This is a genomic window from Chromatiales bacterium, assembly GCA_020445605.1.
Classification (GTDB): domain Bacteria; phylum Pseudomonadota; class Gammaproteobacteria; order JAGRGH01; family JAGRGH01; genus JAGRGH01.
Window position 1 is genome coordinate 24,578 of the sequence record JAGRGH010000050.1, and the last position, 18,287, is coordinate 42,864.

Here is an 18,287-nt window from a genome sequence, read left to right on the forward strand (position 1 = left end):
GCGAAATCAACGTCAAATCGTCTGCGAAATTTGCCTTGAGGCCGAATTGCGGTATGCTTGCAGGGCCTTGGAGGAGATTGTGGGCCCGGCCCCCGGAGCCCCGTTGAAACTACAACCCTAACCCTGAGGAGGAGCACCATGCGGAAATCCGCGCTGCACCTGAAGGCTTCCGCCGTCGCGATCGCTCTCGCAGCGACACTGGCACCGTCACTCGGCTTTGCCGAAGGTGCCGCTGAGGAAGGCAAGAAGCTGGCAACCGACCGCAAGATCGGCAACTGTCTTGCCTGTCACATGATGGGTGACGGCGAGAGCCCCGGCGACATCGGTCCACCGCTCGTCGCCATGCAGGCCCGTTTCCCCGATAAAGCCAAATTGCGCGACATGGTCTGGGACATGACCAAATACTACCCGGATACATTGATGCCGGCGTTTGGCAAATACGGCGCTATGAGTGAAGACCAGATCGACAAGGTCGTCGAATACATCTATACGCTGTAACAGCGTTCGTGCGGGCGCTTGTCGTTCCGCCGCACCGTTACGTTTCCCAAAGATTCGAGGAGATACTCCATGAGTGAAATCGACACCCGCCGGACCTTCCTGAAAGGTTCCATGGCGGCCGGCGCCGTAGGCGTTGCCATTGGTGCCGGTCTGTTGCACCCGGGCGTTGTGCTGGCGCGCAACGACAACGCGTTCATGGCCAAAGCATCTGGAGACGCGATGAGCGCCGCCTTCGGCTCCGGCGATTCCGCGGCCAGCGACGCGATCACAATCAAGGCCCCGGACATCGCCGAGAACGGCGCCGTCGTGCCGGTCACGGTTGAAACGACCCTGGCCGCCGATGAAATTGCCATCCTTGCCGACAAGAACCCAACCCCGATGGCCGCACGGTTCATGCTGTCGTCGAGCGCCACGGGCGACGTTTCCACGCGCATCAAGATGGGCAAGACCGGCGATGTCATCGCCGTCGTCAAGTCTGGCGGCAAGCTCTATTCCGCCCGCAAGCCCGTCAAAGTCACCATCGGTGGCTGCGGCGGCTAAGCCGCGCGCTGGCAACGAACACGAGAGGTAATCAAACATGTCCACGATCAAGATTCGCGCGAAGGCTTCCGGCGACGTCACGACTGTCAAATGCCTGGTCACGCATCCGATGGAAGTCGGCAACCGCAAGGACAAGGCCACCGGCAAGGAAATCGAGCCGCACTACATCACCGATGTGACGTGCACCCACAACGGCAAAGAGGTTCTCTCGGCCGAATGGGGCGGCGGCGTCTCGAAGAACCCGTACCTGGCGTTTGGCTTCAAGGGCGGCGCTGCCGGTGACACCGTTGTCGTCTCCTGGAAAGACAACAAGGGTGAAAGCGACTCGGAGGAGGCCAAGGTCGGCTGACCTTGCGCTGTCCGCAAGATAAAGGGTGCGCAGCCGGCCGAGAGCCGGCCGCGCACCCCACAAAACCCCGACTGGAGGAGAGTCCCGAAATGAAAAGAATACTCATGGCTGCATCCGCGCTGGCGTTGTGTTGCGGTGTCACGGCACCTGCATTCGCCAGTCCGGCCGATGACATCGAAACCTACCGCAGCTACTTCATGAAGCGATTCCCGGGCGTGCCGTTGCAGGAATTTGCCAACGGCGTGTATGCCATCGATTCGGTTTCGCGCGAAAGCTGGGAAGCATTGGAAGAGTTTCCCCCGTACGAGCCGAACATCGACAAGGGCAAGGGCATCTGGAACCAGTCGTTCGCAAACGGCAAGTCCTTTTCCTCATGCTTCCCGAACGGTCCCGCCATCAACGGCAGCTACCCGTACTGGGACAAGGGCCGTGGCGAGGTCGTGACGCTGGCGCTCGCGCTGAACGAGTGTCTCGAAGCGAATGGCGAGAAACCCATGAAGTACAAGAAGGGTCCAATCGCCGATCTGCTCGCCTATATCGCATACGAGAGCCGTGGCCAGGTCACCAACGTGACGGTGCCGAGCGACGATCCGCGCGCCATGGAGGCCTACGAGGACGGCAAGCGGTTTTATTTCACGCGCCGCGGCCAGTTCAATATGTCGTGCGCCCACTGCCACTTCAAGCATTCAGGCCAGCACCTGCGCACCGACGTGCTGAGCCCGATGCTGGGGCATACAACCGGCTGGCCGGTGTACCGTTCGGCTTGGGGTGAACTCGGCACGCTGCACCGTCGCTACGATGGCTGCAACAAGCAGGTCCGTGCCGCACCGTTCAAGGCGCAGGGTAAGGAGTACCGCAATCTCGAGTACTTCATGACCCACGCCAGCAACGGCATCGAGTTCAACGGGCCGTCCGCTCGCAAGTAACTCGTGCACGCCGTCAACGACCAGTTGACGGGAACTGCCGAAACAAAGCCCGGGGAAGCCCGGGCTTTTTTATTTCGGGGCCACCTTGTAGTGCCAGCGACTTCCATCCGGGCGCACACGGAATCGTTTGTACGACCACAGGTACTGCGCGGGACACTGTCGCACGCACCGCTCGACCGCGGCATTCAGCGCCGTCGCTGAAACGACCGAATCGTCCGACCTAATTTCGTCGCCAACGGGGTCGGCATGTAGCCGATAGCCCTCCGCCCGCGCCAGCCGCTGTGCGAAACACGCATACACCGGTGCCGGCTCACGCCGCGCCAGCGCGGCAACCAAGTTCATGGTCCAGGCCGGGATGCCGAAGAACGGCGCAAAGGTACCAGTGCCACCCTTGGGTTCCTGATCGGGCAGGATCGCCACGATGGCACCATCGGCAAGCGCCTTGCGCATGGTTGCGACCCCGCGCCGATCGGCGCGGACGAGTTCCAGGCCACCGCCTTTGCGGCCGCTCACGATGAACTCATCAAGCGCTGAATACTTGCCCGGCTTGTACATCACCACCATGCGCTTGCGGCTGACGATGTACAGGCCCAGGTACTCCCAGGAACCCAAGTGCGGCGACAGGATGATTGCACCGCCGGGCGCGTTGCAGATCGCGTCGATCGTGTCACGACCCGGCGAGTCGACAGCCAGCGAACGGCGCTTCTCGATCGACAGGCGCCATAGCCGCAGCGGTTCAGACATGGCCTTGCCGGTCTCGCGCATACTCTCCTTGAGCATCTGCGCGCGGCTGGCCGCGTCGAGCTTGGGCCAGCACAGATCGATGTTGATACGCGCGACCCGCCACTCACGAGGCATCAGGCGACGCATCGCGAAAGCGCCCAGCGAAGAACCCAGCGCATGATTCAGCCGCAGCGGAACGGCGCCCATGGCGTTGGTCGCTACACGTAACAGGGCGTGCCGAAAACCCACGGAGCGGTCCAGGGAGCAAGGAAACGAGGGAATGAGTGGTGGGCCGTGTAGGATTCGAACCTACGACCAATGGATTAAAAATCCACTGCTCTACCGACTGAGCTAACGGCCCGCGATTGGCGTCATTTTACGGGATCGGGTCGCAGATGTCGGACGCATGCCTGCGCCGTTTCGACCGCCCGGGGCGATCGCGCATCGTACTTTCAGCGACTGCGGCGTGCAAACCCCCACTGCTCCGCGGCGAACCGCACCTCGCCCCTCGCCCGGCGCCGACCGGCCGGATTCATCGGTAGCGGGTCGGATCAGCGATACCCGCGGCCGCAAACCCGGCCCGACGCAGCCGGCAGGCGTCACAGGTCCCACATGCCCGCCCGTCGTCATCGGCCCGATAGCACGAAACCGTGCGTGAAAAGTCCACGCCGAGCTGCATTCCCAGACGAATGATGGCCGCCTTGTCGAGATCGAGGAGCGGTGCCTCGATGCGAATCCTTGCGCCTTCCGCCGTGGCCTTCGTCGCGACCTCGGTCAGGCGCTGAAATGCCTCGATGAATGCAGGCCGGCAGTCCGGATAGCCGGAATAATCGACCGCGTTCACGCCGATAAAGATGGCCTCGGCTGCCACGACCTCGGCATATCCGAGCGCGAGCCCCAGCAGCACGGTGTTGCGCGCCGGCACATAGGTGACGGGGATCCCGTCTGCCGGCTCGTCGGGAACGCGAATTGAAGTGTCGGTGAGTGCCGAGCCGCCAATCGCCGCGAGATCGACATTCACGACACGATGCTCGACTGCGCCGAGTTGTTGCGCAAGCTGCCGGGCGGCCACGAGTTCCGCATCGTGACGTTGGCCGTAGGCGACACTCAGGGCGTGCATTCGATAGCCACGCCTGCGCGCGACCGCCGCGACGGTCGCCGAATCGAGCCCGCCGGACAGTAACACCACGGCGCGCGACTGGCCCGCATCAGCGTCCACGTTCGTCGCCCCACAGAAACTTGTGCAACTGGATCTGGAAACGCACGGGCAGGCGGTCACGCACGATCCAGTCGGCCAGCGTGCGCGGCGCGAGTCCCGGCGTGACGGGCGAAAACAGCACTTCGCAACGCTGCGCAAGCTTGTGCGTTCGTACGAAATCCACGGACCAGTCGTAGTCCGCAGCATCACAGATCACGAACTTCACCTGATCGAGCGAGCCCAGCAGCGCGAGGTTTTCCAGGCGATTGCGCGCGCACTCCCCAGAACCCGGCGTTTTCATATCCACGATACGCGCAACGCGCGGGTCGATCGCACTAATATCCAGCGCACCCGACGTCTCGATCGAGACCGCGTAGCCCAGATCACACAGCGCACGCGTGAGTTCGAGACTGGCCGGCTGCGCAAGTGGCTCACCGCCAGTGATCGTGACGTGTCGCACGCCGGCATCGGCGACCCGTTCGACGACCGCCTCGATTCCCATGCGCTCGCCGCCGTGAAACGCATACGCCGTATCACAGTAACCGCAGCGCAACGGGCATCCGGTCAGGCGTACAAAAACGGTCGGCAGCCCGACGCTGCGGGTCTCGCCCTGGAGGGAAAGAAAGATTTCGGTTACCCGCAGCACACCGGCGACCGCTTTCGTTGCCGGGTGAATGTCGGCCTGCATAGGAAGGACAGATTATGCGCGGGCCGCCCCATCCACGCGGACGGGCGTCTGCGCGGACCGACCGAAACTAGTGAGCTTCCAGGCGCATGCGGTCGAGGCGCCGCGAGGCCAGCCGGGCCGCCGTTGAGCCTGGGAAGCGATCTATCACGGTCTGCAGGGCGGTTCGCGCGGCGTCCCACTCCTGCCGGTCGTAATGGATGAAGCCGATCTTCAGAAAGGCATCCGGGACCTTGGATGTCCCCGGGTAACGCTGTTCGACGCTGCGAAACCGCTCCAGCGCCCGGTCAAAATCACGCGCCACGTAGCTGGTCTCCGCCAGCCAGTACTGTGCATTCGGGGCGAGTTTGCTGTTCGGATGGCGCGCCAAGAATGAATCAAACAGTAACCCGGCCCGCTCGTATTCCGTGGCCTTGAGTGCGGCAAAGGCATCGCGATACATGGCGTCGGCCGCGGCGTCGTCGTCTGCTCCAACCAGCGGTGCGGATTCAGCGCTATCAGGCGTGCTCGCAGAGGCGGGCGTACCGACCTCCGTCGGCGGTGGTTCAGCCGGTGTCGCTCCGGCAAGCGGCGGTGCAACCGGAGCCGGCGGGGCCGCGGGTGCGACCGGCGCTACGGGCGGCGGAGCGCTCCAGTGTGGCGGGGCGGCGGACGCATTGTCGCGTTGAAGCCGGGTCAGCCGTTGGTCCAGGTCGCCGTAGAGGTCACGCTGGCGCTGTTTGAGGCGTTCGATTTCGTGCCCCTGTAGCTCCACGGTCCCGCGCAGGCGCTGCAGCTCGTCCTGCATCTGCTGCATGCGCAGGACCAAGTCCGGCGCAAACGCGTCGTCACCCGGCGCACCCTGCGCGCCGGCGCCGCCGGCGAGCAGGGTCGCAAGGACGCCGAGCGTGACCGAGCGAAGCATCGGAAGCCTGCCTGTCACCCGATCAATCAGCGCTGATAGACGATTTCAACGCGACGGTTCTTCGACCAGGCGCCGTCGTCGTGCCCCGGATCGACCGGCCGCTCTTCGCCGAAGCTCACAAGTTCGATCTGGCGCTGACCGGCACCATGCGCCGCCATCAGGTTGCCGACCGAGCTCGAACGCCGTTCACCGAGCCCAATGTTGTACTCGCGCGTTCCGCGCTCGTCGCAATGCCCTTCGAGGACCACACGCGTGCCCGGATTCTGCGCCAGATACTCGGCGTGGGCCGCAACGACATCGCGGTATTCGCTGCGAATCGACGATGAGTCGAAATCGAAATAGATCACGCGCTGGGCGAGCACGCTGGTCGGATCCTCGAGCGGATCGATCTGTACGCCGCCCGGGCGTTGCGCACCGCTGGTCGTCACTCCATCGCCCGTCGTCCCCGAACCGCTGCCAGAACCACCACCGGTTACCGGTGCCGGCGCGCTGCTTGACGATCCACCGTCGCCATCCTTGTCACCCGTGGTGCTGCAACCACCGAGCACGAGTGCCCCGGTCACGATGGCCAGGCCCACTAGCTTGGAAAACTTCATCAACGTACTCCTCTTCTGGTGTTCACAGCCGGCAGGCGACGCCCCGGAGAGCCAGTACCGGGTCGTGTGTCATCGGCCGAATGAAATGGGTCAAAGGTTGAATTCCGCGGCAGGTTACCGGCTGCGCAAATAGGGACCCCAGACCGGCTCCTGCACGCTGCCGGCCTGTAAGGCCAATCGTTGCTGGACACGACCGTCGACCGACGTTGCCGCCAGCACCCCTCGGTCGCCCGCTTGAGTCGCATAAATTAGCATGGTGCCGTTCGGCGCGAAACTCGGCGACTCATCCAAATGTCCGTCGGTGAGCACCTGGCTCTGCCCCGTGGCCAGGTTCATGACGGCAATCCGGAACGCCCCGTCCTCGCGATGCACAAAGGCCAGCTCCTTGCCGTCGGGCGAAAACCGGCCGCGCGCATTGTAATCGCCGTCGAAGGTGATCCGTTCAGGTTCGCCGCCCTGGGCCGAAATCCGGTAGAGCTGCGGCCCACCGCCGCGGTCGGAGGTGAAGATCAGGGAGCGACCATCCGGCGCCCAGTCCGGTTCGGTATCGATCGCGTAGTGGTCGGTCAGCCGGCGCAGCCGTTGCGTGGCGACCTCCATGACGTAGATATCGGGATTGCGCTGCTTGGAAAGCGTCAGCGCCAGCTGTCGGCCATCCGGAGACCACACCGGTGCGCCATTGATGCCCTTGAACGAGGCCAGCCGCACGCGTCGGCCCGTGTAGACCTCCTGCATGTGGATCGACGAACGCCCGCCCTCGAAGCTGACGTAGGCCAGTCGTTCGCCGTCCGGCGACCAGCTCGGCGACATGATCGGGTCGCGCGAGGTCAGAATCGTCTGCGGGTTATAACCGTCGACATCCGCCACATGCAGCGAGTGGACCCGTGACTGCACGGCGCCCGACACGGTCACGTAGGCGATCCGAGTGGCGAACGCGCCCTTTTCGCCGGTGATCTTCTCGTACACCCAGTCGGCGATATGGTGGGCCGTGGGACGCAGATCGGCGGCCGAGGTCGGTATGCGCGCGCCAACCATCAGCTCGCCGCGCAGCACATCGAACAGCCGAAAGAACACGTCATAGCCACCGGCCGGGGCCGGGGTGATTTCGCCAATCAGCAGATATTCGCGGCGCATGATGCGCCAGTCGCGAAAGTCCACGTCCTCGGCGCTCGTCGGATAGGCGAGCATGTCGACCCGGCGCAGGGCATCGAAGCGCCCGGAGCGCACCAGATCGGCCTCGACGATCTCCGCAACGTCCAGTTGCGGTTTCGGGCCATCGGAACGCCAGCCGAACGGCACGATCGCGACCGGGGTCGCGCGAACCTCGCCCTTGGTGATGCGAATTTCGAGTTCGGCCCGTGCGGTAGCCAGGCCAAACAGGCCCCACGCCAGGACCACAGCCCCTGCCAAAATATTTTTGAATTTCAACACGCTAGAGCAACTCCTTCGGGTCGAACACGAACCTCAGTTCGCGAAAAGCGGCCGCGAGCTTCGGATCACCCGGCACCGGCAGCGGATCGGCGGCATAGATCGCCTTCTCGACCGAGTCATCGAAATGTACATCACCGCTGCCGCGCACGACCGCGACCGAAAGCACGGTCCCCGCAGTGTTCAAACGTACACTGACTTCGGCGACCCGACCAGTCACGTCGCCGGCAGGCAGACGCCAGTTTCTGTGCATCTTTTGCTGGATCAGCCATTTGTATCGTGCGATTTCGGTCTGATTGCGCTGTTCCTCTTCGGCGGCCAATGCCTCGGCGAGTTCCGCCTCGCGCGCGGCACGGGCCTCGGCCTCGGCTATACGCTTGCGCTCGGCCTCCGCCTTGGCCTCGGCCAGCTTTTTGGCCTCTTCCTCGGCGCGACGCTTCTTTTCGGCCTCTATCTGGCGTTTTTTCTCCGCCTCGGCCTGGCGCTTCTTTTCCGCCTCGGCCTGTTTCTTGACCTGTTCCTCGGCGGCCTGCTTCTTTTCGGCCTCGACGCGCTTTTTCTCCTTTTCCGCGGCGATCCGCTGTTTTTCTACCTCGGCACGCTTTTTGGCCTCGTCTTCGGCGCGGCGCTTCTTTTCGAGCTCGGCCCGCTTTTTGGCTTCTTGTTCGGCACGCCGCTGCTTTTCGAGCTCGGCCCGTTTGCGCGCCTCCTCGTCTGCACGGCGCTTCTTTTCCGCCTCGGCCCGCTTGCGCGCCTCTTCGGCCAGACGCCTTTTTTCCGCTTCGGCCCGCGCCTTCGAGTCGTCGACCACGACCTGCGCCTGAATCACGGGCGTCCGCGTGCCGGTGTGACGCTCGAACATCTGCCAGCCGCCGAACAGCAGCAGCCCGATGACGGCGGCGTGCAGCAGGATCGCAACGGCGAAGGCCCACGCGCGTGGGCGTGCGGGTCGGTTCATCGCACCGGCAGTGGCGGTTCGGTCACCAGCCCGACGCTCGGGGCACCGGCGGCCTGAATCAGCAGCATCGCCTCGGTCACTTTCCCATATGCGACCCGACGATCGCCCTTCACCATGATCGGAGTTTTGGGTTCCACGCGCAGCACCGCCGCAATGCGTTCGCGGATCGTATCGCCGTCCGCCGGTTTGCCCTTGGCTTCGCCGATGTCGATGTACAGATTGCCGTCCGCATCGACGGAAACCACGACCGGATCAAGCGACTCCGGCGGCAGCGGTTCGGCACTGGCCTGCGGCAGTTCAACCTCCACGCCCTGGGTCAGCAGCGGCGCGGTGACCATGAAGATCACCAGCAGCACGAGCATGACGTCGATATACGGCACGACGTTGATCTCGGACATCAGCCGGCGCCGGCCGTAGCGCGAACTCACTTGAGCTGCCTTTGCAGAATGGCGGCGAATTCCTCGGCGAACGCCTCGTAGCGGTTGCCCAGGCGCTCGACCTGGCTCGCGAAGCGGTTGTAGGCAATGACCGCCGGGATGGCCGCAGCCAGACCCATGGCGGTTGCGACCAGCGCCTCCGCGATGCCGGGTGCGACGGCCGCCAGCGTCGCCTGCTTGACGTTGCCGAGCGAACGGAACGAATTCATGATGCCCCAGACCGTGCCGAACAGGCCCACGTAGGGACTGATCGAACCCACCGTCGCGAGGTATGGCAGGTGCTGTTCGAGATCGTCGATTTCGCGCATGGTGGCGACCCGCATCGCCCGGCGCGTGCCCTCGAGGATCGCCTCCTGATCGATGCGCCCGTGCTGGTGCAGACGGCTGAACTCGCGAAAGCCGGCGTCAAAGATATACGCCATGCCGTGGGTCGAGCGCTCATCGGCGGAGACCTCACGGAACAGCGCATTCAGGTCCACGCCGGACCAGAATCGTTCCTCGAAACGATTGGCCGCCGCGTTGGCCTTGCGCAGACGCGCCCAGCGATCGGCAATCATCGCCCAGGAGACGATGGAAGCCAGCAGCAGGAGCCCCAGGACGATCTTGACCACGGGACCCGCGCCCGTGACCAGTTGCCAGATGGATTGTTCGTTCACTTAACTGATGATTCCGTTGCGAACTGATTCGGGGATCGGACACGGCGTGAAGGCGTCCGCATCCACACAGGCCACGGTAAAAACGCCCTCGACGCACAGGCTGTCGGCGACGCTGACGCGCTGGTGAAACACCAGACTCGCACGACGCGGCGGGTCCACGCGGACGCTCACCCTGAGTTCGTCGTCCAGCCGCGCCGGTCGACGATACCGGATCTGCGCGTCGCGAACGGCGAACAGAATACCGTGTTCCGCACGCAAAGCCGTCTGCTCCAGACCACGCGCTCGCAGCCACTCGGTCCTCGCCCGCTCCATGTACTGCAGGTAGCGCGCGTAGTAGACAACACCGCCCGCATCGGTGTCTTCGTAGTAGACGCGAAGCGGCATCGAGAAGTCGCTATCAGGCATCGGGCGAGCGCCAATCTCCGGTCTCTAGAACCACGACCGAACCGGAAGTTCACGCACCATTACGGTGCTCCTGTTCAAACAGCCCGCCCTGCGAACCCCCTGCGGGCGCCGGCAGGCCCAGGTGCAGGTAGGCGCTGCGCGTGGCGACCCGCCCGCGCGGCGTGCGCATCAGGTAGCCCTGCTGAATCAGGTACGGCTCGATCAGGTCCTCGAGCGTGTCGCGTTCCTCGCCGAGCGCCGCGGCCAGATTGTCAATGCCGACCGGACCGCCATCGAACTTGATGGCGATGGCCTCGAGCAGCTTGCGGTCCAGCGCGTCGAACCCGGCCGCGTCCACGTCGAGCATGCGCAGGGCCGCATCGGCGACACGGGCGTCGACATGGCCACCGGCCCGGACCTCGGCAAAGTCGCGGACCCGTCGCAGCAGACGGTTCGCGATACGTGGCGTCCCGCGCGACCGCCGCGCAATCTCGCCGGCGCCGTTCGGATCGATGCCGATGCTCAGCAGGCCGGCCGAACGCGTGACGATGCGGCTCAGCTCGGCCGGATCATAAAACTCCAGCCGTTGCACAATGCCGAACCGGTCGCGCAGCGGTGAGGTCAACAGTCCGGCCCGGGTGGTCGCACCGACCAGGGTGAACGGCGCCAGATCGAGTTTGATGGATCGCGCCGCAGGGCCCTCGCCGATGACGATATCGAGCTGGTAGTCCTCCAGCGCCGGGTACAGAACCTCCTCTACAGCCGGACTCAGCCGATGAATCTCGTCGACGAACAGGACGTCGTTGGGTTCGAGGTTCGTCAGCAGCGCGGCCAGATCGCCCGCGCGCTCGATCACGGGACCGGAGGTCTGGCGCAGGTTCACACCGAGCTCGTGCGCGATGATGTGCGCGAGCGTGGTCTTGCCGAGCCCGGGCGGACCGAAAATCAGCACATGGTCGAGCGCCTCGGACCGCCGCCGCGCGGCCTCTATGAACAGACCCATCTGCTCGTGCACCCCGGGCTGGCCGATGTAGTCGGCGAGCCGGCGCGGCCGCAGGGTGCGGTCGACGCGGTCTTCGTCCGGGGTGCTCGACGCACTGACGACACGTTCGTCACGCACGACCGGCCACCTGCTTCAGGGACTGACGGATCAGTTCGTCGCTGCCATTCGCGCCTTGTTCGGCGGCAACGGCCACCATGCGGTCCGCCTCGCTGGCGCGATAGCCCAGGGCGATCAGCGCGCTGACCGCGTCGCGACGCGCGATTCCGGCCTGGTCCGTGGGTGCGGGTCCCAATTCCGCGCTGGGTGCCAGCGCCCCGTCGCGAAGTTCCATGACCAGTCGCTGAGCGGTCTTTTTGCCAACGCCGGGCAGCCGTGTGAGGGTCGCCGAATCACCGGTTTCGACACAACGCTCGAAATCGGCAACGCTGAGCCCCGAAAGCACCGCCAGCGCGAGTTTGGCGCCTACACCGCTGACCTTGATCAGCGAACGAAACAGACGCCTTTCGGCCAGCGACGCAAACCCGAACAGCAGGTGAGCGTCGTCGCGCACGGCGAGATGGGTATGCAGGTGCACCGGCTGGCCGATCGCTGGCATCGCGAAGCAGGTCGACATGGGCGCTTCGATTTCATAGCCCACGCCGTTGACCTCCACGAGCAGCCACGGTGGCTGCTTTGCCATGAGCGTGCCGCGCAGCGAACCGATCAAGCGTCCCTACCCCGCGCCGTGCGCGCGCAGTCGGCCGCGCAGACCCTGACCATGTGCATGATGCACGGCGATGGCGAGTGCGTCGGCCGCATCCGACTCCGGTTCGGCTGCAAGCGCGAGCAGCCGGGCGACCATCTGTGCGACCTGCCCCTTTTCGGCGGCGCCATAGCCCGCGATGCCCTGTTTGACCTCGCGCGGGGTGTATTCACTGATCGGCAGCCGATGTGCAACCACCGCACAGATCGCCGCGCCGCGCGCATGCCCCAGCCGCAGCGCGGAATCCACATTGCGGTGCACGAACACCCGCTCGATCGCGATCTCCTGCGGAGCGAAGTCGTCGATGACCGTGTTCAAGCCTGAAAAAATTCCCGCCAAACGCAGATTGAAGTCCCGACCATCCAGACGCAGACAACCATGTGCGACATGCCGCAACCGTCCTGCTTCGTAGTCGATCACGCCGTAGCCGGTGACACGCGATCCCGGGTCGATTCCGAGGATGCGCACACGCGTATCGCTCAGGCCGTCTCGGCGAGCGCGGCCTCGTCGAATTCGGCGTTCGAATAGACGTTCTGCACATCGTCGAGATCTTCGAGCATCTCGAGCATGCGCAGCAATGCGGGCGCCTGTTCGCCATCCACCGCGACGGCCGTGGCCGCGCGCATGGTCTGCTCGGATTCATCGGGCACCAGACCGGCAGCGTTCATGGCATCGAGTACGGCGTGAAACTGTTCGGGCGCGGTGATCACTTCAATGGAACCGTCATCGTTGGTGGCCACGTCCTGCGCACCCGCCTCGATCGCCGCTTCCATGATCGCGTCCTCGTCACTGTCCGCCGGGTAATACAGCACGCCTTGCGCCGAAAACAGGTAGGCAACCGAACCATCGGTGCCGAGATTTCCGCCGTTTTTCGCAAACGCATGGCGAACATCCGCCACGGTCCGCTGACGGTTATCGGTCAGACAGTCGACGATCACCGCCACCCCGCCCGGACCGTAGCCCTCATAGCGGAGCTGCTCGTAGCTCGCGCCGTCCATATCGCCCGAGCCGCGTTTGATTGCGCGTTCGACGGTGTCCCTGGACATGTTGTTCGCATAGGCCTTGTCGATCGCCGCGCGCAGGCGCGGGTTGGACGCCGGGTCCGGACCGGTTTCGCGCGTGGAGATCGTGATCTCGCGAATCAGCTTCGTGAACAGCTTGCCGCGACGGGCGTCCTGGGCGCCCTTGCGAAAGCGGATATTGGCCCATTTGCTGTGACCGGCCATGAGAATACCGAATGAGTGGGGAGCGACTGGCTCCGGATGGCGGGCCAGTTTATCACCGCCCAGAGGCGCATTCAGCGGCGCAACGCCCTCCAAACCGGCAGGCACCGGGCAGCGCGTGTCCGGCGCCGAAACCTGTTGACTCAAACGGTCCGCAGGCGTTTGCAGAGCACATCCAGCACCGCCGGGGAAAAAAGCAGCAACGTATGGGCCTGCGCAATCGCGTGCACGACATGTTCGGTCGGCGCACATTCGTCGAGCGCAACGGCGCCATCGTTCGGGCGCGGCAACCCGGCGAGCAGGCGGCCGAGCCCCACCCCCAGCGTTCCGGCGATCACGATCGCGTCGCCGGGGAACCGGCCCGGATCGATGCCCGACGCCAGCGCATCCACGTTGCGCCCCACCAGCCAGCGCTTCCAGGGCACGACCGCCGCGGCCCGCGCGGCGCGACTGCCCAGAGCCGGCGATGCGATCAGCACCAGCCCCGCGCGGACCCCATCGGGCAGCAGGCGGCGGGTCTCGACCGCGACCAGCCCGCCGAGGCTGTGGCCCACCAGTACGACTGGACCTCGCGGCCCCGCGGCGATCCGGGTCGCCAGCCGTCGTGCGGCCACGGTGACGCCTTCAGCGCGCGAGCGCCAGGGGAATCGCACCACCTCGGCGCCGAGGCAACGACCTAGCCGTCCACCCAGCCAGAGCATTTCGTGCCCGGTCGTGAACAATCCGTGTATCAGGTAGACCCGCATGCCAACCCCACATGGTTCTGAAAGCAGAACGCTTTCGATATACTCTCGTACTTGCCCGCTTCGTGGCGAGACCGCGCCGCGCCCTGCCGCAGCGCGCCTATGCGCACCCAGCGGACCGAAAGACCGCACCGACACCCAAAACGACACAATCCGCCATTGAACGATCACACCCCACGCTTCACGCCCAAATCGGCTTACGGATTCGATGACCTGCTCGCCTGTGGGCGCGGTGAGATGTTCGGCCCGGGCAACGCCCAGCTGCCGATGCCGCCGATGCTGATGATGAGCCGCATCACGCACATCTCGGCGGACGGTGGGGTGCATGGCCGCGGCGAGATTCGCGCTGAACTCGACGTGAAAGACGATCTGTGGTTTTTCGACTGTCACTTTCCCGGCGATCCGGTCATGCCCGGCTGCCTCGGCCTCGACGCCATGTGGCAGCTCATCGGCTTTTTTCTGGCCTGGAAAGGCGGACTGGGCCATGGCCGCGCGCTCGGCGGCGGTGACATCAAGTTCACAGGTCAGGTCACGCCCGCGAATCGGCTCGTGACCTACCAGATCGACGTCAAGCGCGTCGTCATGCGCCAGCTGGTGGTCGGCATTGCCGATGCGCGGATGAGCGTGGACGGGCGTGAGATCTATTCCGGCAATGACCTGCGGGTCGGACTGTTCCAGTCGACGGAGGGCTTTTGAACCTCTCAGGCACGCAACGCCGGGTCGTCGTAACCGGCCTGGGCATCGTCTCGAGCATCGGCGTCGGGGCGCCCGCGGTCAGCGCCGCACTGCGCGACGGCGCAAGCGGAATCGTACGCTGCGAACAGTATGTCGAACTCGGCCTGCGCACCGCGGTGCATGGTGCGGTCGACATCGACCCGGCCGAGCACATCGACCGGCGCGTGCTGCGTTTCATGGGCGATGCCGCAGCGTATGCCTACATCGCCATGCAGCAGGCCATCGACGACGCGGGTCTTCAGGAAAACGACATCTCGAATCCGCGCACCGGTCTGGTCATGGGCTCCGGCGGCGCTTCGACCTCCAACAACATCGCTGCTGTCGATATCCTGCGTGAGAAGGGTGTGCGGCGCATTGGACCGTACATGGTGCCACGCACCATGGGCAGCACCACTTCCGCCTGCCTGGCAACGCCCTATCGCATTCGTGGCGTGAATTATTCGATCAGTTCGGCCTGCTCGACCAGCGCGCATTGCATCGGACACGCCGCGGAACTGATCCAGTTCGGCAAGCAGGACCGTGTGTTCGCCGGCGGCGGCGAGGAACTGCACTGGTCGATGACCTGCCTGTTCGACGCGATGGGTGCCCTGTCGTCGAACTACAACGACACACCGGCGCGCGCCTCGCGCGCCTACGATGCCGCACGCGACGGTTTCGTCATCGCCGGCGGTGGCGGCGTGGTGGTTCTGGAGGCCCTGGAGGTCGCCGAGGCACGGGGCGCGAAGATCTACGGCGAACTGGTCGGCTACGGCGCCACGTCCGACGGTTACGACATGGTGCAGCCATCCGGCGAGGGCGCCGTGCGCTGCATGCAGCAGGCGCTGGCAACCGTCGACACACCGATCGACTACATCAACGCCCATGGCACGTCCACACCGATCGGCGATCTGCGCGAACTCGAAGCCGTGCGTGAGGTATTCGGTGAAAAGGGCCCGCCGATCTCCTCGACCAAGTCGCTGACCGGGCACGCCCTCGGCGCCGCCGGCGTCAACGAGGCGATCTACTCGCTGCTGATGCTGCGCGATGATTTCATCGCCGCCTCGGCGCATATCGACGAACTCGACCCGGCCGCGGACGGTTTCGACATCGTGCGCGAGCGTCGTGACCAGGCCGGCCTGCGCACCGTCATGTCGAACAGCTTCGGCTTCGGCGGCACCAATGCGACGCTGATTTTCCGCAAGGGCTAGTAGTCTTTGAAATTGGCGGCGCGTCCCGTGCCGCGGAAAACTCGAATTCTTCAGGGTTTCCCTACCGAAATCCAGGCAGCGCTCGAATCGCTTTCTGATTCGTCCATGAAGCCGCCTGCCCTGCGGCCTGCCCCGCCGGCAACCAGCGGTAGCAATCATGCGCAGCTGAATCGAGCCGAATAAGTCGCCGGCTTGGCAGCGGCAGGTAGAACAGATGCTCCAGGTTGAAGCGCGCCCCGGGGCGATAGCGCGCCGTCCACGGCGGAACGATCCGAAAACGAAACCGCCGATGCGCGTCGACCAGGCCGTTCGCACCCAGGCCGGTCTCTTCCCACAGCTCACGCACCGCCGCGGCGCGTGGTGATTCGCCCGCCTCCAGACTGCCGGTTACCGACTGCCAGAAGCCGGGTGCATCGCGCCGCCGGAGCAGCAGCACCTCGCCGGCATGGGTGAACACGACGACCTGTATCGACTCGGGCCGCTTGTACCGCGGCCCGACCGATTTGGCCTCAGGCTGGTTCGCTGGTGCCACCGGGCTGTTTGCGCAGTCGCAGGTTCAGCTCGCGCAGCTGACGTTCGGCGACCGGCGCCGGTGCATCCGTCAGCGGGCAGTGCGCGGTCTGAGTCTTCGGGAAGGCCATGACGTCGCGAATGGAACCGGCGCCGGCCATGAGCATCACGAGCCGGTCGAGTCCAAACGCGATGCCGCCGTGCGGTGGCGCACCGTAGCGCAGCGCATCGAGCAGAAAGCCAAATTTCTCACGCGCCTCGTCAGCACCGATGCCGAGCAGTTCGAACACGGCTTCCTGCATCTCGCGCCGATGGATACGGATCGAACCGCCACCGATCTCCGAGCCGTTCATCACCATGTCGTAGGCGCGTGACAGTGCATTGCCCGGATCGGCGCGCACGGCATCGAGATCGCCCGAGGGTGCCGTGAACGGATGGTGCAACGCCTCGTAGCGCTTCTCGTCCGGGTTCCAGCCGAACATCGGGAAATCGACGACCCACAGCGGACGCCAGTCGCCCTCGCGCAGGCTGCGGTCGGTGCCGAGCTTCACCCGCAGTGCACCGAGCGCCTCGTTGACGACCTTGGCCTGATCCGCGCCGAAGAAGATCAGATCGCCGTTCTGCGCGCCGGTACGCTCGAGTATCGCGCTGATCGCGCCGTCCGGCAGGAACTTCAGAATCGGTGACTGCAAGCCATCGCGGCCGGCTGCAATATCATTGACCTTGACGTAGGCAAGGCCTTTCGCGCCGTAGATCGCCACGAACTTCGTGTAATCGTCGATCTCCTTGCGGCTCAGTTCCCCACCGCCCGGCACGCTGAGTGCCGCAACGCGCGAGGCCGGATCGTTCGCGGGCCCCGAGAAGACCTTGAAGTCGACCTCACGCATGACGTCATCCAGATCGACGAGTTCCAGCGGCACGCGCAGGTCAGGCCGGTCGGTGCCGAATCGGCGCATTGCCTCCGCATAGCTCATGCGCGGAAACGGATCGGGCAACGCAACGCCCAGCACATCCTGGTAAAGATCGCGGATCATCGTTTCCATCAGCGACATGATCGCGTTCTCATCGAGAAACGAGGTCTCGATGTCGAGCTGCGTGAACTCCGGCTGGCGGTCGGCGCGCAGGTCCTCGTCGCGAAAACAGCGCACGATCTGGTAGTAGCGATCGATGCCGCCCATCATGAGCAACTGTTTGAACAGCTGCGGCGACTGCGGCAGCGCGAAGAAGCTGCCCGGATGCGTTCGGCTCGGCACGAGGTAATCGCGCGCACCCTCGGGCGTGGCCTTGGTCAGAAACGGCGTTTCTACATCCATGAAGCCGTTGGCGTCCAGATAGTCGCGCAGGTGCCGGGCGACCGTCGCGCGCAGGCGCAGCCGCGCCTGCATCTCCGGCCGGCGCAGGTCGATGTAGCGATAGCGCAACCGGGTTTCCTCGTGGATGTCGACATGCGCATCCAGCGGAAACGGCGGCGTCTCGGCGCTGTTGAGAATCTCCAGTTCGAGGCCCAGCACCTCGACACGCCCGGAGCGCAGATCGGTATTCTCGGTGCCCTTCGGTCGCGCACGGACACGACCACGAATGCGCAACACGAATTCGCTGCGTACACGTTCGGCGAGCGAGAAAACGTCCGGCGTGTCCGGGTCGCAGACCACCTGCAACACGCCCTCGCGATCGCGCAGGTCGATGAAAATCACGCCGCCGTGATCACGGCGCGAATGCACCCAGCCGCAGACCGTGACTTCGGAATCGATCAGGGATTCATCGACCGTACCGCAATAATGTGAACGCATGGGGTCTCTACGGGGTTGAAGAACGCGGAAACGAAACGGGGCGCCTGGCGGCGCCCCGCATCAAACATGGAT

Annotated in this window: 23 protein-coding genes and 1 tRNA gene; 6 read left to right on the forward strand and 18 right to left on the reverse strand. The window is 64.8% G+C overall.

The annotated features are described in order from the left end of the window. The first annotated feature begins 138 nt into the window (after window positions 1-138). The 4 genes from soxX to soxA all read left to right on the forward strand — a co-directional run bounded on the left by soxX (window position 139) and on the right by soxA (window position 2,313). Window positions 139-498 (forward strand): sulfur oxidation c-type cytochrome SoxX, encoded by a 360-nt coding sequence (soxX, locus tag KDG50_12030; GenBank protein MCB1866146.1) that lies wholly within the window; start codon window positions 139-141, stop codon window positions 496-498. Window positions 499-567: 69 nt separating this feature from the next. Then, window positions 568-1,038, forward strand: a complete 471-nt coding sequence (gene soxY / locus KDG50_12035) for a thiosulfate oxidation carrier protein SoxY (protein ID MCB1866147.1) — start codon at window positions 568-570, stop codon at window positions 1,036-1,038. A 37-nt stretch (window positions 1,039-1,075) separates the two neighbouring features. Further along, window positions 1,076-1,387: a thiosulfate oxidation carrier complex protein SoxZ gene (soxZ, locus tag KDG50_12040; GenBank protein ID MCB1866148.1), complete on the forward strand. Its 312-nt coding sequence runs from the start codon at window positions 1,076-1,078 to the stop codon at window positions 1,385-1,387. An 89-nt stretch (window positions 1,388-1,476) separates the two neighbouring features. After that, window positions 1,477-2,313, forward strand: a complete 837-nt coding sequence (gene soxA, locus KDG50_12045; protein MCB1866149.1) for a sulfur oxidation c-type cytochrome SoxA — start codon at window positions 1,477-1,479, stop codon at window positions 2,311-2,313. Window positions 2,314-2,382: 69 nt separating this feature from the next. Here the strand turns inward: soxA and KDG50_12050 are convergent, their stop codons facing one another. The 16 genes from KDG50_12050 to KDG50_12125 all read right to left on the reverse strand — a co-directional run bounded on the left by KDG50_12050 (window position 2,383) and on the right by KDG50_12125 (window position 13,996). Beyond that, window positions 2,383-3,243 (reverse strand): lipid A biosynthesis acyltransferase, encoded by an 861-nt coding sequence (locus KDG50_12050; GenBank protein MCB1866150.1) that lies wholly within the window; start codon window positions 3,241-3,243, stop codon window positions 2,383-2,385. A gap of 78 nt (window positions 3,244-3,321) precedes the next feature. Then, window positions 3,322-3,397, reverse strand: a tRNA-Lys gene (locus KDG50_12055). Window positions 3,398-3,568: 171 nt separating this feature from the next. Next, window positions 3,569-4,255: a 7-cyano-7-deazaguanine synthase QueC gene (gene queC / locus KDG50_12060; protein ID MCB1866151.1), complete on the reverse strand. Its 687-nt coding sequence runs from the start codon at window positions 4,253-4,255 to the stop codon at window positions 3,569-3,571. Continuing rightward, window positions 4,245-4,922: a 7-carboxy-7-deazaguanine synthase QueE gene (queE, locus tag KDG50_12065; protein MCB1866152.1), complete on the reverse strand. Its 678-nt coding sequence runs from the start codon at window positions 4,920-4,922 to the stop codon at window positions 4,245-4,247. The genes queC and queE overlap by 11 nt, the downstream gene beginning before the upstream one ends. 67 nt (window positions 4,923-4,989) lie before the next feature. Next, window positions 4,990-5,823: a tol-pal system protein YbgF gene (ybgF, locus tag KDG50_12070; GenBank protein ID MCB1866153.1), complete on the reverse strand. Its 834-nt coding sequence runs from the start codon at window positions 5,821-5,823 to the stop codon at window positions 4,990-4,992. 26 nt (window positions 5,824-5,849) lie between these two features. Continuing rightward, window positions 5,850-6,419, reverse strand: a complete 570-nt coding sequence (gene pal / locus KDG50_12075; protein MCB1866154.1) for a peptidoglycan-associated lipoprotein Pal — start codon at window positions 6,417-6,419, stop codon at window positions 5,850-5,852. Between the two features lie 114 nt (window positions 6,420-6,533). After that, complete coding sequence (tolB, locus tag KDG50_12080) at window positions 6,534-7,847, reverse strand: Tol-Pal system beta propeller repeat protein TolB (GenBank protein ID MCB1866155.1); 1,314 nt, start codon at window positions 7,845-7,847, stop codon at window positions 6,534-6,536. Between the two features lie 4 nt (window positions 7,848-7,851). Continuing rightward, window positions 7,852-8,805: a cell envelope integrity protein TolA gene (gene tolA, locus KDG50_12085; GenBank protein MCB1866156.1), complete on the reverse strand. Its 954-nt coding sequence runs from the start codon at window positions 8,803-8,805 to the stop codon at window positions 7,852-7,854. Further along, window positions 8,802-9,203, reverse strand: coding sequence for a protein TolR (gene tolR / locus KDG50_12090; protein MCB1866157.1), 402 nt, complete (start codon window positions 9,201-9,203; stop codon window positions 8,802-8,804). The genes tolA and tolR overlap by 4 nt, the downstream gene beginning before the upstream one ends. A gap of 26 nt (window positions 9,204-9,229) precedes the next feature. Continuing rightward, window positions 9,230-9,898: a protein TolQ gene (gene tolQ, locus KDG50_12095; GenBank protein ID MCB1866158.1), complete on the reverse strand. Its 669-nt coding sequence runs from the start codon at window positions 9,896-9,898 to the stop codon at window positions 9,230-9,232. Beyond that, window positions 9,899-10,282 (reverse strand): tol-pal system-associated acyl-CoA thioesterase, encoded by a 384-nt coding sequence (gene ybgC / locus KDG50_12100; protein ID MCB1866159.1) that lies wholly within the window; start codon window positions 10,280-10,282, stop codon window positions 9,899-9,901. A gap of 70 nt (window positions 10,283-10,352) precedes the next feature. Further along, window positions 10,353-11,402 (reverse strand): Holliday junction branch migration DNA helicase RuvB, encoded by a 1,050-nt coding sequence (gene ruvB / locus KDG50_12105; protein MCB1866160.1) that lies wholly within the window; start codon window positions 11,400-11,402, stop codon window positions 10,353-10,355. Then, the gene (gene ruvA / locus KDG50_12110; protein ID MCB1866161.1) at window positions 11,395-11,991 is read right to left on the reverse strand and encodes a Holliday junction branch migration protein RuvA; all 597 of its coding nucleotides are present in this window, start codon (window positions 11,989-11,991) and stop codon (window positions 11,395-11,397) included. The genes ruvB and ruvA overlap by 8 nt, the downstream gene beginning before the upstream one ends. Window positions 11,992-11,997: 6 nt before the next feature. Further along, complete coding sequence (gene ruvC / locus KDG50_12115) at window positions 11,998-12,495, reverse strand: crossover junction endodeoxyribonuclease RuvC (GenBank protein MCB1866162.1); 498 nt, start codon at window positions 12,493-12,495, stop codon at window positions 11,998-12,000. Between the two features lie 11 nt (window positions 12,496-12,506). Then, window positions 12,507-13,253, reverse strand: coding sequence for a YebC/PmpR family DNA-binding transcriptional regulator (locus KDG50_12120; GenBank protein ID MCB1866163.1), 747 nt, complete (start codon window positions 13,251-13,253; stop codon window positions 12,507-12,509). Between the two features lie 140 nt (window positions 13,254-13,393). Next, a complete protein-coding gene (locus tag KDG50_12125; GenBank protein ID MCB1866164.1) occupies window positions 13,394-13,996 on the reverse strand; it encodes an alpha/beta hydrolase in 603 nt (200 codons plus the stop codon). Window positions 13,997-14,095: 99 nt separating this feature from the next. Here KDG50_12125 and fabA point away from each other — a divergent pair, with 99 nt between their 5' ends. Then, complete coding sequence (gene fabA, locus KDG50_12130; protein MCB1866165.1) at window positions 14,096-14,689, forward strand: 3-hydroxyacyl-[acyl-carrier-protein] dehydratase FabA; 594 nt, start codon at window positions 14,096-14,098, stop codon at window positions 14,687-14,689. After that, a complete protein-coding gene (gene fabB, locus KDG50_12135; protein ID MCB1866166.1) occupies window positions 14,686-15,915 on the forward strand; it encodes a beta-ketoacyl-ACP synthase I in 1,230 nt (409 codons plus the stop codon). Before fabA ends, fabB begins: the two co-directional genes overlap by 4 nt. 61 nt (window positions 15,916-15,976) lie before the next feature. On the opposite strand, the gene nudB is transcribed toward fabB, so the two are convergent. Next, window positions 15,977-16,447 (reverse strand): dihydroneopterin triphosphate diphosphatase, encoded by a 471-nt coding sequence (gene nudB / locus KDG50_12140; protein ID MCB1866167.1) that lies wholly within the window; start codon window positions 16,445-16,447, stop codon window positions 15,977-15,979. Next, complete coding sequence (gene aspS / locus KDG50_12145) at window positions 16,425-18,215, reverse strand: aspartate--tRNA ligase (GenBank protein MCB1866168.1); 1,791 nt, start codon at window positions 18,213-18,215, stop codon at window positions 16,425-16,427. Before aspS ends, nudB begins: the two co-directional genes overlap by 23 nt. Between the last annotated feature and the right edge of the window lie 72 nt (window positions 18,216-18,287).